General features: G+C 45.3%; 17 protein-coding genes. 14 read left to right on the top strand and 3 right to left on the bottom strand.

Features of this window, described 5'->3' with window-relative positions; translation table 11 throughout:
- Nucleotides 1-93: 93 nt before the first annotated feature.
- A complete protein-coding gene (locus tag AC07M6_RS21945) occupies nt 94-3,117 on the bottom strand; it encodes a PAS domain S-box protein (RefSeq protein WP_494893192.1) in 3,024 nt (1,007 codons plus the stop codon).
- A gap of 142 nt (nt 3,118-3,259) precedes the next feature.
- Between AC07M6_RS21945 and AC07M6_RS21950 the strand changes: the two genes are divergently transcribed.
- The 4 genes from AC07M6_RS21950 to AC07M6_RS21965 all read left to right on the top strand — a co-directional run bounded on the left by AC07M6_RS21950 (nt 3,260) and on the right by AC07M6_RS21965 (nt 9,523).
- Nucleotides 3,260-4,546, top strand: a complete 1,287-nt coding sequence (locus tag AC07M6_RS21950; RefSeq protein ID WP_494893194.1) for a citrate synthase — start codon at nt 3,260-3,262, stop codon at nt 4,544-4,546.
- 263 nt (nt 4,547-4,809) lie between these two features.
- Nucleotides 4,810-7,515: an alanine--tRNA ligase gene (gene alaS, locus AC07M6_RS21955; RefSeq protein WP_494893196.1), complete on the top strand. Its 2,706-nt coding sequence runs from the start codon at nt 4,810-4,812 to the stop codon at nt 7,513-7,515.
- 64 nt (nt 7,516-7,579) lie between these two features.
- The gene (locus AC07M6_RS21960; RefSeq protein WP_494893198.1) at nt 7,580-8,848 is read left to right on the top strand and encodes a type IX secretion system plug protein; all 1,269 of its coding nucleotides are present in this window, start codon (nt 7,580-7,582) and stop codon (nt 8,846-8,848) included.
- Nucleotides 8,849-9,001: 153 nt separating this feature from the next.
- Entirely contained in the window at nt 9,002-9,523 is a 522-nt protein-coding gene (locus AC07M6_RS21965) for an acyl-CoA thioesterase (protein WP_494893771.1), read from the top strand.
- Nucleotides 9,524-9,527: 4 nt separating this feature from the next.
- On the opposite strand, the gene AC07M6_RS21970 is transcribed toward AC07M6_RS21965, so the two are convergent.
- Nucleotides 9,528-10,388, bottom strand: coding sequence for a transglutaminase-like domain-containing protein (locus AC07M6_RS21970; RefSeq protein WP_494893200.1), 861 nt, complete (start codon nt 10,386-10,388; stop codon nt 9,528-9,530).
- Nucleotides 10,389-10,425: 37 nt separating this feature from the next.
- Between AC07M6_RS21970 and AC07M6_RS21975 the strand changes: the two genes are divergently transcribed.
- The gene (locus tag AC07M6_RS21975; protein WP_494893202.1) at nt 10,426-11,211 is read left to right on the top strand and encodes an O-methyltransferase; all 786 of its coding nucleotides are present in this window, start codon (nt 10,426-10,428) and stop codon (nt 11,209-11,211) included.
- A 94-nt stretch (nt 11,212-11,305) separates the two neighbouring features.
- On the opposite strand, the gene AC07M6_RS21980 is transcribed toward AC07M6_RS21975, so the two are convergent.
- Nucleotides 11,306-12,442 (bottom strand): BamA/TamA family outer membrane protein, encoded by a 1,137-nt coding sequence (locus AC07M6_RS21980; RefSeq protein ID WP_494893204.1) that lies wholly within the window; start codon nt 12,440-12,442, stop codon nt 11,306-11,308.
- A 252-nt stretch (nt 12,443-12,694) separates the two neighbouring features.
- Here AC07M6_RS21980 and AC07M6_RS21985 point away from each other — a divergent pair, with 252 nt between their 5' ends.
- From AC07M6_RS21985 to AC07M6_RS22025, 9 genes are all read left to right on the top strand, one after another.
- Nucleotides 12,695-13,675, top strand: coding sequence for a deoxyhypusine synthase family protein (locus AC07M6_RS21985; RefSeq protein ID WP_494893206.1), 981 nt, complete (start codon nt 12,695-12,697; stop codon nt 13,673-13,675).
- 442 nt (nt 13,676-14,117) lie between these two features.
- On the top strand, nt 14,118-15,377 hold the full coding sequence (locus tag AC07M6_RS21990) for a c-type cytochrome (protein ID WP_494893208.1): 1,260 nt from the start codon (nt 14,118-14,120) through the stop codon (nt 15,375-15,377).
- A gap of 40 nt (nt 15,378-15,417) precedes the next feature.
- The gene (locus AC07M6_RS21995) at nt 15,418-18,477 is read left to right on the top strand and encodes a TAT-variant-translocated molybdopterin oxidoreductase (RefSeq protein WP_494893210.1); all 3,060 of its coding nucleotides are present in this window, start codon (nt 15,418-15,420) and stop codon (nt 18,475-18,477) included.
- A gap of 26 nt (nt 18,478-18,503) precedes the next feature.
- On the top strand, nt 18,504-19,976 hold the full coding sequence (gene nrfD, locus AC07M6_RS22000; protein ID WP_494893212.1) for an NrfD/PsrC family molybdoenzyme membrane anchor subunit: 1,473 nt from the start codon (nt 18,504-18,506) through the stop codon (nt 19,974-19,976).
- Nucleotides 19,977-19,984: 8 nt separating this feature from the next.
- Entirely contained in the window at nt 19,985-20,521 is a 537-nt protein-coding gene (locus tag AC07M6_RS22005; RefSeq protein ID WP_494893214.1) for a DUF3341 domain-containing protein, read from the top strand.
- A complete protein-coding gene (locus AC07M6_RS22010; RefSeq protein WP_494893216.1) occupies nt 20,505-21,089 on the top strand; it encodes a c-type cytochrome in 585 nt (194 codons plus the stop codon). The genes AC07M6_RS22005 and AC07M6_RS22010 overlap by 17 nt, the downstream gene beginning before the upstream one ends.
- A 13-nt stretch (nt 21,090-21,102) precedes the next feature.
- Entirely contained in the window at nt 21,103-22,371 is a 1,269-nt protein-coding gene (locus tag AC07M6_RS22015; RefSeq protein WP_494893217.1) for a quinol:cytochrome C oxidoreductase, read from the top strand.
- 45 nt (nt 22,372-22,416) lie between these two features.
- Nucleotides 22,417-23,604, top strand: a complete 1,188-nt coding sequence (locus AC07M6_RS22020) for a cytochrome c oxidase subunit II (protein WP_494893219.1) — start codon at nt 22,417-22,419, stop codon at nt 23,602-23,604.
- A gap of 17 nt (nt 23,605-23,621) precedes the next feature.
- Nucleotides 23,622-25,508: a cytochrome c oxidase subunit I gene (locus AC07M6_RS22025; protein WP_494893221.1), complete on the top strand. Its 1,887-nt coding sequence runs from the start codon at nt 23,622-23,624 to the stop codon at nt 25,506-25,508.
- The last annotated feature ends 33 nt before the right edge of the window (nt 25,509-25,541 follow it).

The following is a 25,541-nucleotide window of genomic DNA, read 5'->3' on the forward strand; positions in this document are numbered from 1 at the left end:
TGACCCAATGACCCAATGACCCAATGACCCAATGACCCAATGACCCAATGACCCAATGACCCAATGACCCAATGACCGCGCAGCGACTAATGACTACCCCTCTGCCGGCGTCCGGTAAAATTTCGATACCTTCTCAAAAAGTATTTCGGGCATAAAGGGTTTGGTCAGGTAATCGTCCATGCCGCAGTCTTGTGCTTTGGCAAAGGTTTCGGGCATGGCATCGGCAGTAAGGGCAATAATGGGCAGATGGGGATGGGCTTGTTTGATAATTCGGGTGGCTTCAAAGCCGTCCATCACAGGCATTTGCAGGTCCATGATGATTAGGTTGTATTGGTTTTTGGCAACCATTTCGGTAGCGATCAGGCCGTTGTTGGCCTCGCTGATGGTGACATTCCATTTGTTAAGAAAACGGCTGGCAATCAGGATATTCATTTTATTATCATCCACCACCAATACTTTCATACCCGTCAGGTCGCCTTCCTGCATTTTTTGTACCGGGTTAATCTGCGGTTTGGTCACCGGCGCGGCCGAATATTCAAACTCAATAGAAAAGTTAAACTGTGTGCCTTTGCCCAGTGTGCTGCTTACGCGGATAGTACTGCCGTGCAATTCAACCAGGCGCTTAATAATAGCCAGGCCTAATCCGGTGCCACCATAGTCATGCCGTTGCGATTCCTGCACAAAAGGTTCAAATATTTTTTCGAGGCTTTGCTCATCGATACCGATGCCGGTATCAGCCACGGTGAAATTTAGTTTTACCCGTTTGCCATCACGGTTTTCTTCGCGTACCAGTATGGTAACCGACCCTTTGTGGGTAAACTTAATGGCATTACTCAACAGGTTATTCATGATCTGGCTGATACGGATCTGGTCGCCGATCAGATTATTGGGAATCAGTTGGTCAACCTCGACAACAATATCCAGCTTTTTCTCCATGGCCCGGGCCTGAAAAGTTTGTTTGATATTATTAATCAGGTCGCCAATGTTCAGCTGTACCTTGTTGAGTTCCAGCTTGCCAGCCTCAATTTTATTATAATCAAGTATATCATCTATGATACCCAGCAAGTTTTCGCCCGAGAATTTGAGATTATTAAGATAAGCCAGCTGATCGGGTCGCGGGTTTTCTTCCAGTAACAGGTTGGTGGTGCCAATAACCGCGTTCATAGGCGTGCGGATCTCGTGGCTCATGGTTGATAGGAAATCCGATTTAAACAAAGACGACCTTTCGGCTTCCTCTTTAGCACTGATCAGCCGCTGACGATCTTTTTGCTGATCGGTTACATCTTCGCCAATACTGGTAGTTTGCTTAATGTGGCCCTCCTCATCGTAAATGGTGGTGTTTTGCCAGCTGATGATACGTTGCTCGCCGTTGCGGCAAATCACGGGGTTAATATAGTCTGATTTAATGTTATGGTTGAGATACCACTCCTTAAATACGCTTTTTAAATTTGGGGGTACCAGTTTATCGTACCAGTTGATGCCAATCAATTCGCTTTGATCGTAGCCTAACAGGCTGGCCAGGTATTTATTACAATAAATAATATTACCGCTTTTATCCAATGATAAGGCTGCCAGCTTAATACTTTCTAATACCAGTTTGTAGTTATCCTCGGCTTGCTGAATATTCAGCTCGGCTTTTTTGCGGTCGGTAATATCCTGCAGGGTGCCAATTACACTACGTACGCTGCCATCCTCGCCATATTTTATTTTAGTGGTGATCAGGCTCAGGTATTTTATTTCACCCTTGGGGGTGATGATACGGAACTCGTACGAGGTACGGCGCAGGTTAACCGGGTTTTTCAGGAAGCCAAGCAGTATGGATTTATCCTCGGGGTGTACATACTTCAGCAGCAGCTTAAAATGACTGATACCGGCTTTCATGGTAGCAGGGCTAACCTCGTAAATATGGTAAATCTCGTCAGACCAGGCAATGGTTTTTTGACCCAGGTACCATTTCCAATTACCAATTTTGGCAATGGTTTGCGCTTCCTGCAGTTCGGCTTTGCTTTTTTTAATGGTGCGCTCTGTTACCCGGTTTTCGGTAATGTCCTGTATTACGCCGGTTACGCGGGTTATTTCTCCTTTATCATCGCGCACAGGTTCGCCGCGCACGATACGGAAGTAGCGCAAATTGCCGTTGGCCGTTAATATCCTGTGCTGGTTATCCGGATGCTTTATGCCCGCAACATCCGCGAAGAACTGGTAAACCGACCGGCGGTCGTCTGCCTGCACCCGGCTGGTATAATATTCAAAATGGCCGGTGTTTTTCGGCAGGGCGTCAATCTCCAGCAAAGCATACAGATTGTCTGACCAATGGGTTTCTTTCCGGGTAATATCATACCACCAATCGCCCAGGCGGGCAATTTTTTGTACTTCAAGCAGGCGTTGTTGTTTTTCCTTTAATTCGTTCTCGCGCTGCTTTTCGTCGGTAATGTCGGTTACTAACGATGTAGTGCGGCCTGTAAAAACGCCGGCATCATCAAAAACCGGGCTAACGTGCGATTGGTACCACCTGTTCTCTCCGAAAACCGATCGTAACTCAATAGTGGTTGATATACCGTTGGCCGAAACAAAATCAAGCGTGTCGTTAACAATTTTGGCATTTTCCGGGGACATGCTTTCGCTAACAGTTTTGCCGCGAAATAGTTCGGGGTCTGCAACCAGCTTTTGGTTTTTGTTATACCAAAGGTTAATGCAAACATTGTTCTCGTCGTATTCAAAAATAATATCCGATAGCGAATTCAGTATCGCGTTAACTTCGTTAGTGCTTTCGGATAACATTAATTCGGTGGGGGCACTTACCGGCTGTACCGGGACAGGGATAACTTCGACTATGGGTTCGGGCGCAATTGCAACAGGGGCAACAGGTTCTGGAATATATGCCGGCGCTGGGGCAGCGGCTGTAAATTTGATAACGGGTGTTGATGGTACAGGGGCCTGGGGGCTAACCGGTTCCTCTTCGCCCTCAAAATCAGCTTCAAGGCGCAGGCGGTTTAATTTTTTATACAGCATAAAGGCCGCCGCGCATACCAGCAGCAGTGCAAAGCCTGCCAGCATTAACTGGTAGGCAGAGAAGCCCTCGTGTATCAGTAACAAATTTCCTTTAAAAATGTACATTAATAATAAACAGGAGCAACCTGTAAAACAATAATGCTGGTTTATATCTTAGCAAAGATAATTTTACAAACGGTAAATTATTATTGAAGGGTAATAATACGCAGATTTAATTACATTTGTTGAGTATACAATTAAATTTTCTATGTCGGAAACAGCACAGCTAAAAATAGGTGATAAAACATATGATCTGCCTGTAATTGAAGGGTCGGAAAATGAAAAGGCCATCGATATTTCTAAACTAAGGGACCTTACAGGTTACATTACCCTTGATGTGGGCTACAAAAATACCGGGGCTACCAAAAGCGCTATTACTTTTTTAGATGGCGAATTAGGTATCCTGAAATACCGTGGTTACCCGATTGAGCAATTAGCCGAAAAATCGACATTTATTGAAGTTGCCTACCTGCTGATCTACGGCGAATTGCCGACTGCCGAAAAATTGCAGGAATTTGGAACCCTCATCAGCCGCCATACGCTGGTGCACGAGGATATGAAGAAATTCTTCGATGGTTTTCCATCTGGTTCGCACCCGATGGGGCAGCTGTCGTCGCTGATCGGCGCTTTGGCCGCATTTAACCCCGACTCGTTAAAGCCAGGTTTAAATGCCGACGAGATTAATCTGGAAATTGTGAAGCTGATTGCCAAAATGAGCACCATTGTATCCTGGATCTATAAAAAGTCCTTAGGGCATCCGCTTATTTACCCGCAAAATAAATACGATTATGTAAATAACTTCCTGCACATGACCTTTGGTCAGCGCACCGAGGAAGTGGAAATAAAGCCGGTAGTGGTAAACGCCATGAACAAGCTGTTGATCCTGCATGCCGATCACGAGCAAAACTGCTCGGCATCAACCGTAAGGATAGTAGGGTCATCGGATGCTAACCTTTATGCCTCTATCTCGGCCGGGATCTCGGCCCTGTGGGGCCCGCTGCATGGTGGCGCTAACCAGGCGGTGATCGAGATGCTGGAGAAAATTAAAGCCGACGGCGGCGATACCGATAAATGGATCAAAAAAGCTAAAGACAAGAACGATCCTTTCCGCCTGATGGGTTTTGGACACCGCGTTTACAAAAACTTCGACCCGCGCGCCAAGATCATTAAAAAAGCCTGCGACGATATACTAGACGAATTAGGCCTGGACGATGAAGTGCTGGAAATAGCCAAACGCCTGGAAGAAGTGGCTCTGAAAGACCCATACTTTGTTGAGCGTAAACTATACCCTAACGTTGATTTTTACAGCGGGATCATCTATCGCGCCTTAGGTTTCCCTACCGAAATGTTTACCGTGCTGTTTGCCCTGGGCCGTTTACCGGGATGGATTGCGCAGTGGAAAGAAATGAAAGAAAACAAAGAGCCTATCGGCCGCCCGCGCCAGGTATATGTAGGCGCTACCACCCGCGATTATACGGATATTAAAGGGAGATAAAGCCCCCTGCCCCTAAAAGGGGAATTAGAATTTTAAAAAACGGCACCGATGTTTCATCGGTGCCGTTTTTTTATGCTCAAAGTCATGCCGAACTTGTTTCGGCACCCCATCCTAAGGTCAGATTTGCATAATGTTCACTTTGCATGTGGGGTGCTGAAACAAGTTCAGCATGACACCCCCTCTGTTGTAGTAGCTCACAAAAATCCTGTTAATCCTTAAATCCAATAAATCATGGTTCAGACAAATTCCTATCTTTGTCCACTATGACTGCTAAAGAGATACGCCAGGCTTTTCTTGATTTTTTTGCCGCTAAGGGACATACCATTGTTCCATCGGCCCCTATTGTGATAAAAAACGATCCTACCCTGATGTTCACCAACGCGGGGATGAACCAGTTTAAAAGCATTTTTTTGGGTGAGGAACCGGCCAAATTTCCGCGCACGGTTGATACCCAGCGCTGCCTTAGGGTAAGCGGCAAGCATAACGATTTAGAGGAGGTGGGGATTGATACCTATCACCACACCATGTTTGAGATGCTGGGCAACTGGAGCTTTGGCGACTATTTTAAAAAGGAAGCCATCGACTGGAGTTGGGAACTGTTGACCGAAGTTTACAAGCTGGATAAAGACCGCCTGTATGTCACCTATTTTGAAGGTGATGCCAAAGAAGGCCTGGAAAAAGATACCGAAACCCTTAACCTTTGGAAACAATACGTAGCCGACGACCATATCCTGCCCGGTAATAAAAAAGACAATTTTTGGGAAATGGGCGAAACCGGTCCCTGCGGGCCATGTTCGGAGATCCACTTCGATAGTCGCCCGGATAATGAGCGGGCCGAGGTAAGCGGCGCTACTTTGGTAAACGCCGATCACGACCAGGTGATAGAGATTTGGAACAACGTGTTTATGCAGTTTAACCGCATAAAAGATGGTTCGCTGCACCCGCTGCCGGCTAAGCATGTGGATACCGGTATGGGCTTCGAGCGTTTGGTGCGCGTGATGCAGGGGAAGACATCAAACTATGATACGGATGTTTTTCAGGAGATGATCCAGTTTATTGCTGTCAAAAGCGGTAAAACATATAACAGCCAAGCCAAACCCGGTGATACCGATTGGAACGATGCCGTAGCCATGCGTGTAATGGCCGATCATATCCGTGCCATCAGTTTCGCTATTGCTGATGGACAATTGCCGGCAAGTAATAAAGCAGGTTATGTGATCCGTCGTATTTTACGCCGTGCTGTACGTTATAGTTATCAAACTTTAGGTTTTAAAGAACCTTTCTTTAATGAGTTAGTGCCTTTACTGGCCGAACAGTTTAAGGGGGTGTTTGATGAGTTGTATACCCAGAAGGATTTTGTGCAGAAGGTTATTTTGGAAGAGGAAATTTCTTTCTTAAAAACCTTGGAAAAAGGACTTCAACGATTGGGAATTAATGAATTGCAAAGAGCAGCAGATCGTTTTAACGCGGCTGGGAAAATAGACACAACAAAATTCGACTTAGATAGATTGCTAAAACAACCTTATTTAATAGATGGTAAGGTTGCGTTCGAGATTTATGACACATATGGCTTTCCCATCGACTTAATCCAACTGATTGCAAAAGAGAACGATTGGGTTGTCGATATGGAAGGGTTCGAACGAGAACTCCAGCAACAAAAAACCCGCTCCCGCGCTGCTACCGCCATTGATACCGGCGATTGGACAGTTTTGCAGGATGACGACAGCGTGGAATTTACCGGCTATGATGAAACCGAGAGCGTTACTCATATCATCAAATACCGTAAAGTAACTGCCAAAGGTAAGGAGCAGTACCAGATTGTGCTGGATAAAACACCTTTCTACGCCGAAAGCGGCGGGCAGGTGGGCGATACCGGCGAACTGGTTTTCCCCAATGGCGAGGTGATCCATATTACCGATACCAAAAAGGAGAACGGCCTTACTGTACATTTTGCCGATAAGTTGCCATCTAAACCGGATGATGCCCTTACCGCCATTGTAGATGCCGAACGCCGCCAAAGTATTGAGGGCAACCACAGCGCCACGCACCTGCTGCATGCCGCTATGAAACAGGTTTTAGGTACCCACGTTAACCAAAAGGGTAGTTTGGTGAACGGCGATTACCTGCGTTTCGATTTTTCGCACTTCAGCAAGGTGACCGACGAAGAAATTGCGCAGATAGAAGCTATCGTAAACCAAAAGGTACGCGAGAATATCCCGCTGAAAGAGGAACGTAACGTAGCTTATCAAACAGCTATCACCAGTGGCGTAACTGCATTGTTTGGCGAAAAGTATGGCGAGTACGTACGTGTAATTACCTTCGATGATGATTTCAGCAAGGAGCTTTGCGGCGGTACGCATGTGAAGGCTACCGGTCAGATCGGGTTCTTTAAAATAGTGGCCGAAAGCGCTGTGGCTGCCGGCGTGCGCCGTATTGAAGCCATTACCGGGATTGCCGCTCAAAACTATATTAATGAGCAAAATCAGTTGATCCACCAATTAAAGGAGCTGCTGAAAAACCCGAAGGACATAGCCAAAAGCGTGGAAACCCTGCTGGACGAGAACAGCCGTTTGAAAAAGGAGATCGAGAAATCGGTACTGGAAAAATCATCAGGATTAAAAACCGAACTGGCAGCCAAAGCGGAAGCTATTAACGGCATCAACTTTATTGCCCAGCGTGTGGCCCTGCCCAATGCCGACGCGGTGAAGAACCTGGCTTACCAGGTAAAGGATATCGTTGATAACCTGTTTATGGTACTGGCAACCGAAATAGACGGCAAGCCCGGTTTAACCGTCATGGTATCCGAAAACCTGGTGAAAGAGAAAGGCCTCAATGCCGGCAACATCGTGCGCGAACTGGCTAAAGAGATCCAGGGCGGCGGCGGTGGTCAGCCGTTCTTTGCTACTGCCGGTGGTAAGGATGCCAGTGGTTTGGACAGGGCTTTGGAAAAGGCGAAGGGCTTTGTTTAACCGCCGTCTTGTTTTTGCACATTAATTCCATGCGCTTTTCCTATCTTGCTTCATTATAATTATAATGAAGCAAGAACTTTATATTCTTTTCCTGCTCGTCATCGGTTTTAAAGCTACTGCCCAGCAGGCCATGGTTTATGATGATAAAGTTTACCGCCCTCAAATTAAAAGCGTGGAGTTTTATGCGCTGGGTAAAGAGGGCAGCTTGCCCATGATCAACCTACGGACTAACGAGCAGGTGCTGCTATCGTTTGATGACCTGAGCAGTAGCTCCCGCAGTTTTACCTATACCATTGAGCATTGCGATGCGCAATGGCAATCATCACGCCTTTCGCCTACCGAATATCTGCAAAGCTTTACAGATGACCGGATCATGGACTACCGCTATTCTACCGGGACGCGGCAAAAGTATGTGCATTATGAATTGATGCTGCCCAATCAAAACATCGTCCCCAAAATTGCGGGCAACTACCTGCTGAAGGTTTACGAAGACGGCGATCAAAACCGCCCCGTATTGACCCGCCGCTTATACGTGTTAGGCAGCAAAGTGAGCATAGCTGCCGACATAATGGCATCGCAAAATACCAGCCTGCGCGAAACCAATCAAAAGATCAACTTTCAGCTGGATTACGGCGCGCTGAACGTGCAGAACCCTTATAATGATATCCGCACCTTTATCATGCAAAACGCCCGCACGCCAACTGGTGTTATGAACAACCGGCCGGCTTATATCCGCGGCACGCAACTGATCTATAACGATGTAAGCACCAACGATTTCCCCGGCGGTAACGAGTTCAGGCATTTTGATACACGGTCGCTCAGGGTAAACTCGGATAGGATTGACCGGATCTATCGCGATACCGCCAACACAGTAATGCTGCTAACCGACCATAGCCGCGATAAACCAAATTATACCTTTCAGTATGATAACGATGGTAAGTACTTTATCGGCAACCAGGAAGGCCGCGACCCACGCACCGATGCCGACTACGCCCACATTTATTTTAACCTGGCAACCAACAAAACCGATAAGGACGGTGCCGTTTATATCGTTGGGCAGTTTAACAACTATCAGCTTACCGCCGATAATAAAATGGAGTTTGATAATACCAGCGGGCGCTTTTATACCAGTCTGTTTTTAAAGCAGGGTGTGTACGATTACGAATACGTTTGGGTTGATGCCGTCACCAAAAAGCCCGATAATACCTTTTTAGAAGGCAGCCATTTTGAAACCGAGAACGATTACCAGCTATTGGTATACTACCGCCCGGTAGGCGCACGCTGGGATGAATTGGTGGGGTATAGATTGTTGAATACGGGAGCGAGGAGGTAATCCCCCTAACCCCCTAAAGGGGGAACGATGTGCAGATGTGCGAATATGCAGATGTGCAAATGAATATATTAATGTGCAAAGATGCGTTTGGGTGTGAGCAAATGAGCGATAATCTGCATATTTGCACATAAGCACATTTGCACATTGAAAAACATGAACCCGAAGGCGCCCAAAGAATCGTACACGATAATGAATGAACTGGTATTACCCAATGATACCAACACGCTGAATAACCTGATGGGCGGGCGTTTGCTGCACTGGATGGATATTGCCGCGGCTATATCGGGCCAAAAACACTGTAACCGCACGGTGGTAACGGCATCGGTAGATAATGTATCCTTTAAACATCCTATTAAACTGGGCGATGTGGTGAGCATCGAAGCTAAAGTAACCCGCTCGTTCAATACTTCGGTGGAGGTGCGGTTGGATGTTTGGGCACAAAATATACCATCCGGTACAAAAGTGAAAAGTAATGAGGCTTATTACACCTTTGTTGCACTGGATGTGGACGGCAATACTGTTAAAGTTCCCGAGTTATTGCCCGAAACCGAGGAGGAAGCAAGTTTGTTTGATGGCGCCCTTCGCCGCCGTCAGCTGCGTTTGATCTTAAGCGGCAAAATGAACCCGGATGATGCTACCGAACTGAAAGCTTTGTTCTTTGCCGCGAAACAATAACGGCTTACTCCATTATAGCCAATAGTTCTGTAAGCTCCCTTACTTTATCGGGCGATCCTAATGCTTCGTAAGCGCTGATGAGGTTTCGTAAAATGCGTTTAATAATATCGCTGTTGCTGCAGGGTTCGTAAAACTGTTTTTCGGCTTTCAGGTTCAGCTGTTTCAGAAACATATCCACATCGCGCCTGCCAAAAATAAAGCCTTTGTTAAAGGCGTTGATATAGAACAGGATGCCGCCCTCAAAATCGTTCTCCATGCTTTCGTCTACATAAGCCAGGATAAAATGCTGCGGCAGGTTAACGCCATAGATAGGCACATCCAGTTTCTGGGCGATGATAGAATAGATAATAGCCAGCGAGATCTGGTTGCCTTTTTTGGTTTCCAGCACCTGGCTCAGGTAACTGTTTTGCGGGTCCTGGTGGTTGGCGGTATTGCCGCTAAAGCCGTAAATGCTGTACAGCACATGGTTAATCAGCTTCACATGCTCGGCCGGACTGGCATCGTAGATCATCTGCAGCCAGATATCGCGCTTTATGGCTTCAATCTGGTTGATTACTTTCTGCTCGTCAAGGTCGGGGTATTGGTATTTATTGATGATCAGGGCGCCCTGTAACAAGTCGAACGCGCCGCTTTGCTGCCAAAGTTTTAAATCGTCTTTTAACGCCCCAAATTGGATCTCGTGCACCAGGTTGGCAATACGGTCTTGCTGTATCGGGTCAAAGGCCTCTTCAAAAGCCCCTTCCAGGTATTCGATCACCTCGCTGCCATACGATTTTAATTTATCGTGCACATGTTCAAAAACCTCCATGTCTGGGTCGTCCAGCAGGCGTATCAGTGATGCTATTTCTTTAGTATTCTCTATCATTTTCAGTCCCAACCAAAAATATTAATAATTTTACCGCATGTTAAATATAAGGTTCGGTATAGATTACCTGCTACACAAATTTACGGCTAAAAACAGGCATGGCCTGCACTCACCATTTGTGTACCGTTTGGTTGATAAGGTAATTTACGATTTTTCTGAAAAAGAAATATATTCCCGGATTGAAAAAATCAGAAAAAGACTGCTGAATGACAATCATACCATCACGGTAACCGACTTAGGCGCCGGATCGCACCTGAACAAAAACCGCGAAAAACAGGTAAGCGTAATTGCCCAAAATGCCCTGAAATCGCCACGATTGGCACAATTGATCTACCGCCTGGTGGCCGATCTGCAACCCAAAAGTATGATAGAGCTGGGTACCTGCTTAGGTATTACCACCCTATACCTGCAACATGCCGCCCCAACCGCCAAAACATACACACTGGAAGGCTGCCCGCAAACTGCCGCTGTAGCCGGCGATGTATTTAAACAGGATGCTGCTACCGGTATTGAACAAGGGGTAGGCAATTTTGATGATACCCTGCACCCGCTGATTGACAGTTTACCCCAACTGGATTTTGTTTACGTAGATGGTAACCACCAAAAGGATGCTACCCTAAGGTATTTTGAATGGTGCCTGCCCAAGGTGCACGAGGATACCCTGCTCATCTTCGATGATATTTACTGGAGCGAGGGGATGAAGGAAGCCTGGGCACAAATAAAAACCCACCCGCAGGTAACAGTAACGGTGGATTTGTTTTGGATAGGGTTGGTGTACTTTAAAAAAGGACAGGCTAAGGAGGATTTTAAGATCAGGTTTTAATATGATGTGCAAATATGCGTATATGCAGATGTGCAAATAATTCGCAAATCTCTGTTTCTCATCTGCATATTTGCACATCCTCGCATTTGCACATTTAAAACGCTTCCCCCAAACTCAAATAAAACCCGCTCTGCCTTTGCTCGCCGGCAACTTTTTGGCCTACGCCGTAGTCCATACGCATGGTGAGGCCTTTTTCTACATCAAAAAAGTAACGTAGGCCACCGCCGTAATTGGGTTTCAGATCCGAAAAGGAGAACGTTTTATTAAATACCGTACCTGTCCCTGCAAAGCCCGCAATGCCCACACGATCGCTTAGGCGGTAGCGCAGTTCGGCCTGGCCGGCCAGCATGTTACGGTCGCGGTAACGGCCGTTATAGTAGCCGCGCATAATTTCGTCGCTGCCTAAGGATGGCAGCAGGTAAAACGGCGACCGGGCACCTGTCAGGTTTTGGCTTTGTATATCAAACCCCAGCATCAGGCGTTTACTAAGCGAGTTATATTGCGATATTTCAATGTTCAGCAAGCCGCCTTTATAAGTATCGTTAGCGCCAATGCCATGGAACAGGTTAAAGTAACTGGTAACGATAATGCCTTTGGTGGTGTAAGTATTATTATTGCGGGTATCAAAAATAAAAGCTGGTCCGGCTAATACGCTGGAGCCGCCTTTGCGGTCTTCCACACGCGGGTTGGTATCAAAGCTGCCGCCCGGGTTCTCGTTGGTGAATTTATAATCAAAGCCGCCTGCCATAAAACCGATGTAGACGTATTTGCCAAATTTTTTATCGGCCTCAAAATTAAGTTTAAAGCGTTTTTGGCCCAGATGGTCTTTGCCTGCTTTATAAGTATTTGGCCCGATACTATAAAAATCAAACGGGAAATTAATATAACTAATGCCGGCCATATAACGCCAGGCATTGTGCGGCGCCCAATAAGTGGTGCTTAAGCTTAAACGGCTTTGGCCCTTGGTGGTAATGGTGCCATACCCGAAGATGTTTGATACACGGGTATCGTTATGTATGGTATCGGTATAGAAAGAATATAATGCCGAGCCGCCCACTTCCAAACCGGTTTCAGGTGCCGAACTGAGTACGGGCAGCAGGAAAAAGCTGCTGTGCTTGCTGCTGTCTTTCTCGAACAGCATTTTGCGGACAAATTTAGGCAGCAGGTTTTTTTGCGCGAAAAGGGGAGGGGCTAATAAGATGAAGGCTAAAAGCGGGATAAGTTTTTTCATGTTCAGATTTACGGAACTAAGATAGGGGGATTTTGTTTGCCGTGGTGGCTATTTAACCACAAAGTACACAAAGAAAGGAAGCACAAAGTACACAAAGTTTTATTTTATGATGATTGATCCATGGATGTTAATTTGTGACAATTTATTACCGATATAATTAGCTTAGTGCCCTTTGTGCAAAAAACTTTGTGGCCTTTGTGGTTAAACTCACCACACAATCCGTACTTTTGCCCCCTGAAAAATCAATTGAAAATGAGCACTACAAGAGGACCCATATCTCAGTTTATTGAGAAAAACTACCTGCATTTTAACGCGGCCGCTTTAATGGATGCGGCAAAAGGCTACGAAACCCACCTGCTGGAAGGCGGTAAAATGATGGTGACCCTGGGTGGGGCCATGAGTACTGCCGAACTGGGTATTTCTTTGGCCGAGATGATCCGCCAGGATAAGATCCACATTATATCGTGTACAGGCGCAAACCTGGAAGAGGATATCATGAACCTGGTGGCGCATTCGCACTATAAGCGTGTACCAAACTATCGCGATCTGAGTCCGCAGGACGAGTGGGATTTATTAGAGAACCACTACAACCGCGTTACCGATACCTGTATCCCCGAGGAAGAAGCCTTCCGCCGTTTACAAAAGCATATCCACAAAATATGGAAAGATGCCGATACCGCCGGCGAACGTTATTTCCCGCACGAATACATGTATAAAATGTTATTGAGCGGCGTGCTGGAGCAATATTACGAGATAGATCCAAAAAACTCGTGGATGCTGGCTGCTGCCGAAAAAAACCTGCCGATAGTGGTTCCGGGATGGGAAGATAGCACCATGGGCAATATCTTCGCGTCGTATGTGATCAAGGGCGAGATCAAAGCCTCGACCATGAAAAGCGGTATTGAATATATGGCCTGGTTAGCCGGCTGGTACCCCGAAAATTCGGATGGTAAAGGCGTGGGCTTTTTCCAGATAGGCGGCGGTATAGCCGGCGATTTCCCGATATGCGTAGTGCCTATGCTATACCAGGATATGGAGATGCCCGAGATCCCGTTCTGGAGCTATTTCTGCCAGATCTCGGATTCGACCACGTCATACGGCTCTTACTCGGGCGCGGTACCTAACGAGAAGATCACCTGGGGCAAGTTGGATATCAACACCCCTAAATTTATAGTAGAAAGCGACGCGACCATTGTGGCCCCGTTAATTTTTGCGTGGTTATTGAAGCAATAACAGCCCCCCTTCGGGTCTAACCCATAGGGAGAGACCCGAAGGAAATTTTTAAAGCCCTTTCTTTTTGGGGATAGGCCCTGATAAATTGTGTACTTAACAGTTTACCGGGGCTTTTTTTATGATTAATGGATCACTTGTAATTAAATAATCTAAAAGACGCAATAACCGGGTGTTATAACAGATATTAACAATTTTTGCAAAAAGCAGGATGGTGTGGATAAAAAATTGCACAGGCTGTTTTTATAAAAAATGCCGTTTAAAGCAAATTTAGGCTGTTTTTCATACTTATTTAGAACAATTATAAATTATAGTTTACTGTCATTAATTTGTCAGCGATACTGTAATAAATTTTACTTTTGTGGACTGAAATAAGAGGGTATTCTATACATCTGCCCAGGTTTTCAAACAAAAAAATAAAAATTATTAAGCACAAATACACTTTATGAGAAGTATCTCATTGATTCTTAAACAATTTTCCAGGTCGGTTTTACTGATCGCCGGATTGGCGGTAATGGGTGTTGCAGCCCATGCACAAGGAGATGCGGCTAAAGGTGAAGCGCTGTTTAAAGCCAAATGTACAGCCTGTCACAAAATGGATGTGCGGATGACCGGTCCGGCATTGGGCCCAACCATTCAATCTGAAACAGATGACAAATGGCTAACCAAGTGGATCCAGAACAACCAGGCGCTGATTGCCGCTAAAGACCCTAAAGCATTAAAAGTTTTTAACGAGTACAATCAGGCAAACATGACCGTGTTTGCCGATTTAAGCGATGGCGATGTAGCAAACATTATTGCTTACGCACGTGCCTGGAAACCGGAAGTTAAAGCTGTAGCAGGCGGCGCTGAAGGTGCAGCAACCGAATCGGCCCCAAGCACAATGATGATCCTCGGCCTGATCGCTGTGATCATTGTAGCCTTTATTATTATCCTGGTATTAAACAGGGTAGTAGGCACATTGGAGCGCTTGCTGTTAAAAAAGAACGGTTTATTAACTGAAGAAGCAGAAGCTGTTGAAGTAGCCAAAGCCGACCCAATGGCTAAGGTTAAACAACTGGCTAAAAATAAAAAATTCGTATTCTTTGTTGTTGTTTGCGCTGTTATCGCGTTAAGTACCTGGCAGTTTGAGGTGTTGTGGAACACCAATGTGCACCAGGGCTACCAACCGGTACAGCCGATCAAATACTCGCACGAGTTACATGCCGGCGTAATGAAAATTGATTGCCAGTATTGCCACTCGGGCGCTTACAAATCAAAGAACGCGTCTATCCCATCGTTAAACGTTTGTATGAACTGTCACAAGGCAGTTAAAACCGAATCGCCTGAAATTCATAAAATATATGATGCTTTGGGTTACGATCCGGCTACGACGAAATATGATAGTACTAAGGCTAAACCTATCCAGTGGGTACGTGTACACAACCTGCCCGATCTGGCTTACTTTAACCACTCGCAGCACGTAAAAGTTGGTAAAATTATTTGCCAGACATGCCACGGCCCGGTACAAACCATGAAAGAGGTTTACCAGTACGCGCCGCTGACCATGAAATGGTGTATCCAGTGCCACAAACGTACCGATGTTAACTTTAAAGGTAATGATTACTATACACGCATGGTTGCCGTGCACGATATGATCAAAAAAGGCGAGAAAATGACCGCGGCAGCAATGGGCGGTATTGAGTGCGGCAAGTGCCACTATTAATAATATACAGAACTTAGCAATTACAGTTTATATAGCTTAAATGGACAGCAATAAAAAATACTGGAAAGGTTTAGAAGAACTAAACAATACGCCGGAATTTGTTGAGAAAAATAAACACGAATTCGCCGAGCCTATCCCTATCGAGGAGGTTTTAAGCGGATCGGGTTTATCAGCCAAAACACCCCGCCGCGACTTTTTAAAGGCGCTGGGTTTTGGTGTGGGTGCGGTTACCCTGGCAGCTTGTCAAAAGGTACCTGTGCATAAATCTATACCTTATCTTATTAAACCTGAAGAGGTTACCCCGGGTATAGCAAACTATTATGTTTCCAGTTTTGAAGGTCAGCCTATCCTGGTGAAAACCCGCGAAGGCCGCCCCATCAAAATTGAAGGTAATCCTGCCGATATCATGACCAAAGGTGGTATCAGCGCGCAGGGACAGGCGTCGGTATTAGATCTGTACAACTCGGGCCGTTTACAGGAACCACAAATGAATGGTGGAGCTGCCGCGTGGGAAGCCATTGACGCTTATGTTAAAAGCCAGTTGACAGCTATTAAAGCAAGTGGCAAAAAGATCCGTATCATATCATCAACGGTTTACAGTCCTTCAACTTTAGCGGTTATCAATAGCTTTATTGCCGCTTATCCAACAGCCAAACACATCAATTACGACGCAATATCTTATACAGGTATTATCCAGGCTAATATGAACAGCTTTGGTAAAGCCGTATTACCGCACTACCGTTTTGATAAGGCAGATGTGATCGTTAGTTTCGGCGCCGATTTTCTAGGTACCTGGATCTCGCCCGAAGAGCACACCCTGCAATACGTTTCTAACAGGAACGCCAAATCATTAGAAGAAAAAAGAATGTCGCGCCATATCCAGTTTGAAACTGGCATGAGCATGACAGGCACCAACGCCGATACCCGTATCCCTGTAAAACCATCGCAGGAAGGTTTAGCGCTGATTGCTTTATATAATGAAATATCGGGCACTACTTTACCGGGTTCGGGCAAGTTAGATAACAACGTTGTCAGCAACGCTGTAAAAGTAGTAGCTAAGGAATTACTGGGCGCTAAAGGTAAGGCGCTGGTTGTTGCCGGTACCAATGATGTAGCCGCGCAGATTTTAGTAAACGCTATTAACTCCCTGCTGGGCAGCTATGGCACTACTATCGATCTGGATACCCCGGTAAATAAATATGCCGGTAACGATACCGAGTTTGCTGATTTCATCAGCGAAATGAAAAGGGGTGAGGTTGATGCGGTGTTCTTCCTGAACGCTAACCCTGCTTACGATTACTATAAAATAAAAGAATTTACCGACGCGCTGGCTAAAGTGAAACTGAAGGTTTCCTTTGCCGATCAAAAAGATGAAACTGCCGCTATGTGTACAGTTTTAGCGCCAAACCATCACTTCCTTGAATCATGGGGCGATGCGCAGGTAATAGAAGGTTATTATTCTATTGTACAGCCAACTATTAACCCGGTATATAATACCCGCCAGGCCGAGCAAAGCTTAATGCTTTGGAGCGATAACCCGGTAAAAGATTATTACACCTTTGTACGCAACAATTGGGATACTACCATATTCCCTAAAGTTGGCGCCGGCAGCGGACAAAAAGCATGGGAAGCATTATTGCAAACCGGCTTTGTAAAAACAGCAGATAAAGCAGCAGGTGTTTACACCTTTGCAAAAGACCTGAATGCTGTTGCCCAAACCATAACCAACCAAAGCCCGGCTTTAGCAGCTAAAGGCGATAAACAAGTTGAACTGGCGCTTTACCAGAACAATGGTATTGGCGATGGTAAAAAAGCAAACAACCCATGGTTGCAGGAAATGCCCGATCCGGTATCGAAAGTTACCTGGGATAACTTTGCAGCCATATCCGAAAAATTTGGTAAAGAAACACTGAAAGTTGAAGAGGGCGATGTAGTTAAGATCACGGTTGACGGATACAGCATTGAAGTGCCTGTATTATTCCAGCCGGGCCAGGCGCAGGGTACCGTATCGGTAGCTTTGGGTTATGGCCGTACATCAAGCGGTAAAGTTGGCGATGGTGTAGGTAAAAATGCCTATCCTTTTTACAGCTACCGTAACGGAACTTTCCAAACTACAGGTGTAGCTACTATCGAAGCTACAGGCGAGAAATCTCCCTTAGCCCAAACGCAAACACACCATAGCTATGAAGGCCGCGACGTTATCCGCGAAACTTCATTTGCCAAATATGTAAAAGACCCTAAATCGGGCAGCGGCCGTGGCGAAGAGAAGAAGGATTATAACGATAAATCTCTTTGGGACGAGTATGAACGCCCGCAATATAACTGGGTAATGGCTATCGACTTAAACGCCTGTACCGGTTGCGGTGCCTGCGTGGTTGCCTGTAACGCCGAAAATAACGTACCGGTTGTAGGTAAAGACGAAGTACGCCGCCGCCGCGAAATGCACTGGATCCGTATCGATCGTTACTACAGCTTTAACGATGATGGTACCAACGCGGTTACCAGGGAAAAAGAGATCAGTAAACTGGATAACCTGGATAACGTATCGGTAGTGCACCAGCCTATGCTGTGCCAGCACTGTGATCACGCTCCTTGCGAAACAGTTTGCCCGGTACTGGCCACCGTACACTCAAGCGAAGGCTTAAACCACATGGCATATAACCGTTGTATAGGTACACGTTACTGCGCTAACAACTGCCCGTATAAAGTGCGCCGTTTCAACTGGTTTAACTACTGGAACGATTCGCGTTTTGAAAATTACATGCAAAACGAATACACACAATTAGTATTGAACCCTGATGTTACCACCCGTTTCCGCGGTGTAATGGAAAAATGCTCTATGTGTATCCAACGTATACAAGCCGGTAAACTGAAAGCCAAAATGGAAAAGCGCCCGTTAAAAGACGGCGAGATCAAAATGGCCTGCCAGCAAACCTGTACCGCTAACGCTATTGTTTTTGGTAATGCTAACGATCCAGAATCGGAAGTATCAAAAGCATTGAAAAGCGAGCGTACTTATTACGTGCTGGAAGAATTAAACGTTCAGCCGGGTATTGGTTACCAGGTTAAGGTGAGAAATTTAGTTGAACAAGGGGCTTAATTTTATTATAATAGAGATTAATATATATGGCATCTCATAATGAATCAATAATCAGGGAACCGTTAATTACCGGCAAGGATATTACCTATGCTAAAATTACCGACGATGTATTGCGCCCTGTAGAAAATATGCCTACAAAGGCCTGGTGGATAGGATTTATTGTATCCGCGTTAGGCGCTTTGCTATGGGTGTTTGCTGTTAGCTGGACGTTTTGGTTCGGTATCGGCGAATGGGGCTTAAATAAAACAGTAGGATGGGCCTGGGATATCACCGGTTTCGTATGGTGGGTAGGTATCGGTCACGCCGGCACGCTGATCTCGGCGGTATTGTTACTCTTCCGTCAAAACTGGCGTAATTCCATCAACAGATCTGCCGAGGCGATGACCATCTTCGCGGTAATTTGCGCGGCCACTTATATTGTGGCACACATGGGCCGCCCGTGGATGGCAGTTTACTCGTTACCATTGCCAAACCAGTACGGTTCGCTTTGGGTTAACTTTAACTCGCCGCTTATCTGGGACGTATTCGCGATATCAACTTACTTCTCGGTATCATTAGTATTCTGGTACACCGGTTTATTGCCAGATATTGCCTCAATCCGCGACCGTGCATCAGGCTTACGCCGCAAAATATATTCGGTATGCTCTTTCGGCTGGACGGGTTCGGTAAAAACCTGGCAGCGTTTCGAAACTGTATCGCTGATATTAGCAGGTATATCAACCCCACTGGTACTTTCGGTACACACCATTGTATCTATGGACTTTGCAACATCGCTTGAACCGGGATGGCACACCACCATCTTCCCTCCATACTTCGTTGCGGGCGCTATCTTCTCGGGTTTTGCCATGGTGCAAACCTTATTACTGGTAGCACGTAAAGTTTTGGCGCTGGAAAACTACATCACCATGTTCCATATCGAATCGATGAATAAGATCATCATCTTAACCGGTTCAATTGTTGGTGTGGCTTACTTAACAGAGTTCTTTATCGCCTGGTATTCGGGTGTTGAATATGAGCAATACGCTTTCATTAACCGCGCTACCGGTCCGTACTGGTGGGCATACTGGAGCATGATGAGCTGTAACGTGATCAGTCCGCAGTTATTATGGGTTAAAAAATGGCGCACAAGCGTAAACTTCTCATGGGTATTATCTATCGTGGTAAATATCGGTATGTGGTTCGAGCGTTTTGTGATCATCGTAACCTCGCTTCACCGCGATTATATCCCGTCAAGCTGGGCTATGTTTTACCCAACCTGGGTTGATGTGAGTGTTTTCATTGGTTCGATAGGCGTATTCTTTACCTTATTCCTATTGTTCATCAGGGTATTGCCTTCAGTGGCGATGGCCGAAGTGAAATTGTTGCTGAAAGGATCAAGCGAGCAGGCTAAGAAGAAGCTGATTGAAGAAGGTCACCTGGATCAAACCCATGTTGATTTTTACAAGGAAGCGATAACTAAGTTTGATAGTGTTGACATGGCTGATTACGAAAAAATATAATTAACGAGATGAGCAGTACTAAATTTATATTAGGCCTTTTTGATGATCCGGATGATATGATGCACGGGATCGAAAAACTGCAAAAAAACAGTGTGCCTATTTATGATGTATATACCCCAATGCCTATACACGGTATTGAGGCTAAACTGGGCATCAAACCATCGCGCCTGGGCTATGCGGCCTTTATGTTCGGTTGTTTGGGCGGCAGTACCATATTCGCCATTATTTATTACACAATGGTGCACGACTGGCCTATAAACATAGGTGGTAAAAATCACTTTGCTATACCGGATTTTATCCCGATCACGTTTGAGTGGACCGTATTATTCACCGCCTTCGGGATGGTAGCTACGTTCTTTTACGCCACGCACCTTTTCCCGGGCCGCACGCCAAGGGTAATGGATTACCGGGCAACAGACGATAGGTTTGTAATAGCAATTGACGCAAAAGGTAATATCCCTCATGATGATATTACCAATATATTAAAAGACGCGGGAGCGGTTGAAATTAAGCATAACGACAGAAAATATGTTAGCTATGAATAAATTTAGAATATTGGGTGCATCGGTGATCGCTATCGCTGCTACGGTTGTCATAACATCGTGCAAAGATAAAAGAAGCACCGGTTGGGAGTACGCCCCCAATATGTATGAGCATATTGCCTATGACCCGGATCAAAAGAATCCGAATTTTAAGGACGAGAAAACCGCACAGGTTCCGCCGGCAGGTACTATCCCTGTAGGTTTTGTGACGTTTGATTATCTAAACAATAAGGCTGGCTATGAATTAGCAAGCACTGAAGTGCATAACCCGGTACCTCAAACGCAAAACAATTTTGCCGAAGGCAAGGTGCTTTTTATGCATTTCTGTTCGCCATGCCATGGCGAAACCGGGCAGGGTGATGGCCTGGTAGTTCAACATGGTTATCCGCCGCCGCCTTCGTATTCAAAAGGGCAATCATCACGCGGTGGCGCTATGAAAGATCTTACAGATGGTAAAATATATCATACCATTACTTACGGTGTAAACCAGATGGGTTCATACGCATCGCAATTATCGCCTGAGGAACGCTGGAAGGTAGTTATGTACGTTCACCATTTACAAACTTTATAAGCATTAGAACTGAATGAAGACTCATAATAGTTTTGACGGGCAATACGAATTTTTAGGCAAGGCCAAAACCTATAGCCTGATCGCAATTTTAGTTGGGGTAATCACAATAGTGCTTGGCTTTGTATTGGGAGCAGCAGAACGCACTTTTGCTAACTTGCTGCTGATGGGATATTACTTTACCTGTGTGTGCATGGCCGGCGTATTCTTTTGCGCCGTACAATATGTGGCACAGGCGGGCTGGTCGGCATCTATGTTGCGTGTACCGCAGGCATTTGCCAAAACATTGCCGATTGCCGCTACCGTATTAATCATCATTGTGATAGCTGGTTTATACATCACTCACGAAGGTGTTAACGAAGAAGGCCATAAAGCAGTAGTTCCATACTTATATAAACTGTGGGCTATTGATGGCGTATCAACCGCGGGCAGCGAAAATTACGACCATATTATCGCCGGTAAATCATCGTTCCTGAACAAAGGGTTTTTCCTTGGACGTATCATCGGCTTTTTAGGCTGCTACGCGATATTTGGTAACTTGCTGATCAAATACTCAGAAAACGAAGACGAACTGGGCGGCATGAGCAATTACGAGAAAAGCTTTAAAATGTCGTGCATATTCCTGGTAATATTTGGTTTCACTACCCCGATATTTGCTTTCGACGTGATCATGTCTTTAGAAGCACATTGGTTCTCTACCATGTTTGGCTGGTACAACTTTGCCGCCATGTGGGTGAGCGGGTTAGCTACCATGACATTGGCTATCATCATCCTGAGAAAGAACGGTTACCTGCAATGGATCACCGAAGATCACCTGCATAACATGGGTATCTTTATGTTCGCCTTCTCTATCTTCTGGACGTATGTATGGTTCGCGCAGTTTTTACTGATCTATTACGCCAACTTACCTGAAGAGACCGTTTACTTTTACAAACGCTGGGAGCCGCAGTTTAAACCATGGTTCTGGTTAAACATCGTGTTAAACTTTGTAGCGCCTTTACTGGTACTGATGATGCGCGACTCGAAACGTATGACCTCTGTTTTAAAAACTATCTGTATCATATTGATCATCGGTCACTGGTTAGATTATTTTATGATGATCATGCCGGGAACAGTTGGTCCGCAAAAAGAATGGTGGATGGAAATTGGCCCGATTGAGATCTTTACATTTATAGGTTTCGCAGGTTTATTTACATTCCTGATGCTGACATCGTTAAGCAAATTTAAATCGCTGATACCAACCAAGCATCCATTCCTGCAGGAAAGCCTGCACCACCATATATAATTGCTAATTTTGTAAATTAAAAGAGAATACCAAACGAACACAATAATGGCATTCAAAAATTTGATAAATTCTAAAAAAATAGCCGGGCTGTTAGCTGCGCTGCTGCTGGGCAGTACACAAATGCTGATGGCGCAGGCTACTACCGCTGCAGCCACTACAACAGAAGAGGTTGATAAATCGGGCATGTGGACAGGTGTAGGGTACTATGTGCTGCTGTTTGTACTGGTTTGCATAGGCGTAGCCATCATTGGCCGTATTTTAAAAGTATACGATTTAACTAACCAGCTACAAGGTAAAAAAGGCCTTAACTGGAACAATTTAATGGCTACTATTTGCGGCTTGTTTTTAGTGGCAGGTGCAATAGGCGCTTATTGGTCTTTCGCGGTACAGGGCGCTATGGTGTTGCCAGAGGCAGCTTCTGAACATGGTATCAAAATCGACGAGATGTTTTGGACAACCACTGTCCTTACGATGATCGTATTTGTTATCACGCAGATCTTGCTGTTCGTATTCCTGTTCAAATACAGGCATTCTGAGAAACGCAGAGCTTACTTTTTACCTCATAACAATACCATCGAAAAGGTATGGACAATTGTTCCGGCTATTGTTTTAACCATCCTGGTAGTGTTTGGCTTTTTTACCTGGCGAACAGTTACCAACACTGCCCCCGAAAAAGGCGATATCAATATTGATGTAACCGGTCACCAGTTTGCCTGGGAAATACGTTATCCCGGCAAGGATGGTAAATTGGGTGCCAAAAATTATAAACTGTACACCGGTGTAAATAACTTAGGCGTCGATTTTAAAGACCGTAACTCCTTTGATGATCTGAAGGCTGATACTTTGGTTATCCCTGTACGTAAATCTATCCGCATCAACATCTTTGCGCAGGATGTGATCCATAGCTTTTATTTACCTTATTTCCGTGTACAAATGAACGCGGTACCAGGTTTGCCTACTTACTTTAAATTTGTGCCAACTATCACAACCAACGAGATGCGCACTAAACTGAACGACCCTAAATTTGAATACGTACTTTATTGCAATAAAATATGCGGCGATGGCCACTACAATATGCAAAAATTTGTACGGGTAGTTTCGGAAGCAGAATATCAAGATTGGCTTAGCCATCAAAAACCTTACCTGAGTGACGGGTTGAAAAAAGAATTGAAACTTGCTGGCACCGGTGTGCAGGCAAACGCGGGTACAAACAGGTTAGCATTAAATAATTAATATTTCATATAGCAATTATGTCAACATTATCAGTTCAAGATCACGGAGTTAAGCATGACCATGACCATGATCACGAGCATCACCATGATACTTTCCTGACTAAATATATCTTCAGTCAGGATCATAAGATGATTGCCAAGCAATTCCTGATCACAGGGATTACCATGGCCGTTATCGCGATGATCTTATCTATACTTTTCAGGATCCAGTTAGCTTATCCTGAAAAAAGCTTCCCATTACTGGAAACATTATTAGGTCGCTTTGCCCCAAATGGCCGTTTAGACCCGGGCTTTTACCTGTCGTTGGTTACCATACATGGTACCATTATGGTATTCTTTGTACTAACAGCCGGCTTAAGCGGTACCTTCAGTAACTTATTGATCCCGCTGCAATTAGGCGCACGTGATATGGCATCGCCATTCATGAATATGCTATCGTACTGGTTCTTCTTTACGGCCAGTGTGATCATGCTCAGCTCGTTCTTTATCGAGAAAGGTCCTGCCAGCGGTGGCTGGACAATTTATCCGCCGTTATCGGCATTGCCAAAGGCCATGAAAGGTTCGGATCTGGGTATGACTTTGTGGCTGATCAGCATGGTTTGTTTTATCGCATCATCCTTATTAGGAGGTATTAACTATGTAAGTACCGTGCTAAACATGCGTACCAAAGGGATGGACCTGTGGAAAATGCCTTTAACTATCTGGGCATTCTTCCTTACCGCTATCCTGGGTGTATTGGCATTCCCGGTACTGGTTGCCGGTGTGGTATTGTTGATATTCGACCGTAGCTTTGGTACCAGTTTCTACCTGTCGGATATTGTACTGAACGGAAAAGTTTTATCATTTGAAGGCGGTAGCCCCATCCTGTTCCAGCATTTATTCTGGTTCCTGGGCCACCCCGAAGTATATATCGTAATTATGCCGGCCATGGGTATCTCTTCCGAGATCATGTCGGTAAATTCACGCAAGCCTATTTTCGGCTACCATGCCATGGTTTACTCGCTGATAGGTATCACCGTATTATCGTTTATTGTATGGGGCCACCACATGTTTATTACGGGTATGAACCCGTTCCTGGGCGGTGTGTTTATGATCACTACTTTGATCATCGCTGTTCCATCGGCAGTAAAAACATTTAACTGGCTGGCTACATTATGGCGCGGTAATATCAGGTTTACGCCGGGTATGTTGTTCGCTATCGGTATGGTGTCATTCTTTATATCAGGTGGTTTAACAGGTATTTTCCTGGGTAACGCAGCATTGGATATTAACCTGCATGATACTTATTTTGTGGTTGCCCACTTCCACCTGGTAATGGGTTCGGCTGCTATATTTGGTATGTTGGCCGGTGTTTATCACTGGTTCCCTAAAATGTTTGGCAAAATGATGGACGAGCGCCTGGGCTACCTGCACTTTTGGTTAACCTTTATTGGTGCTTACCTGGTGTTTTTCCCAATGCACTTTATGGGCCTTGATGGTGTACCACGCCGTTACTATGCCTTTACCGAGTTTGAGTCGATGAAACGCTGGTTATCAGTAAATATGTTTATTACCTGGGCGGCTATTTTATCGGCATTGGCACAGGTTGGTTTCCTGATCAACTTTATACACTCGATATTCTGGGGTAAAAAAGCTACAGAGAACCCATGGGAAGCTAATACACTGGAGTGGACTACGCCTGTTGAGCACCTGCATGGTAACTGGCCTGGCGAGATCCCTACCGTTTATCGTTGGCCTTATGATTACAGCAAGCCTGGCGCCAAAGAGGATTTTATCCCGCAAACAGTGCCGCTTTCTGAAACCATGAGCTCGAACATACATCATGACTTTGAAGATAACGAAGCTGGCATGAAGGCGCACGAAGCCTGGGTTGCAGCTAATAAATCTAACGAAGAAGTAAAATAAACATTTAGTCGGTCTTAAGTTTTAAGTCTTAAG

Source organism: Mucilaginibacter sp. GW821-FHT07H05 (assembly GCF_059418485.1).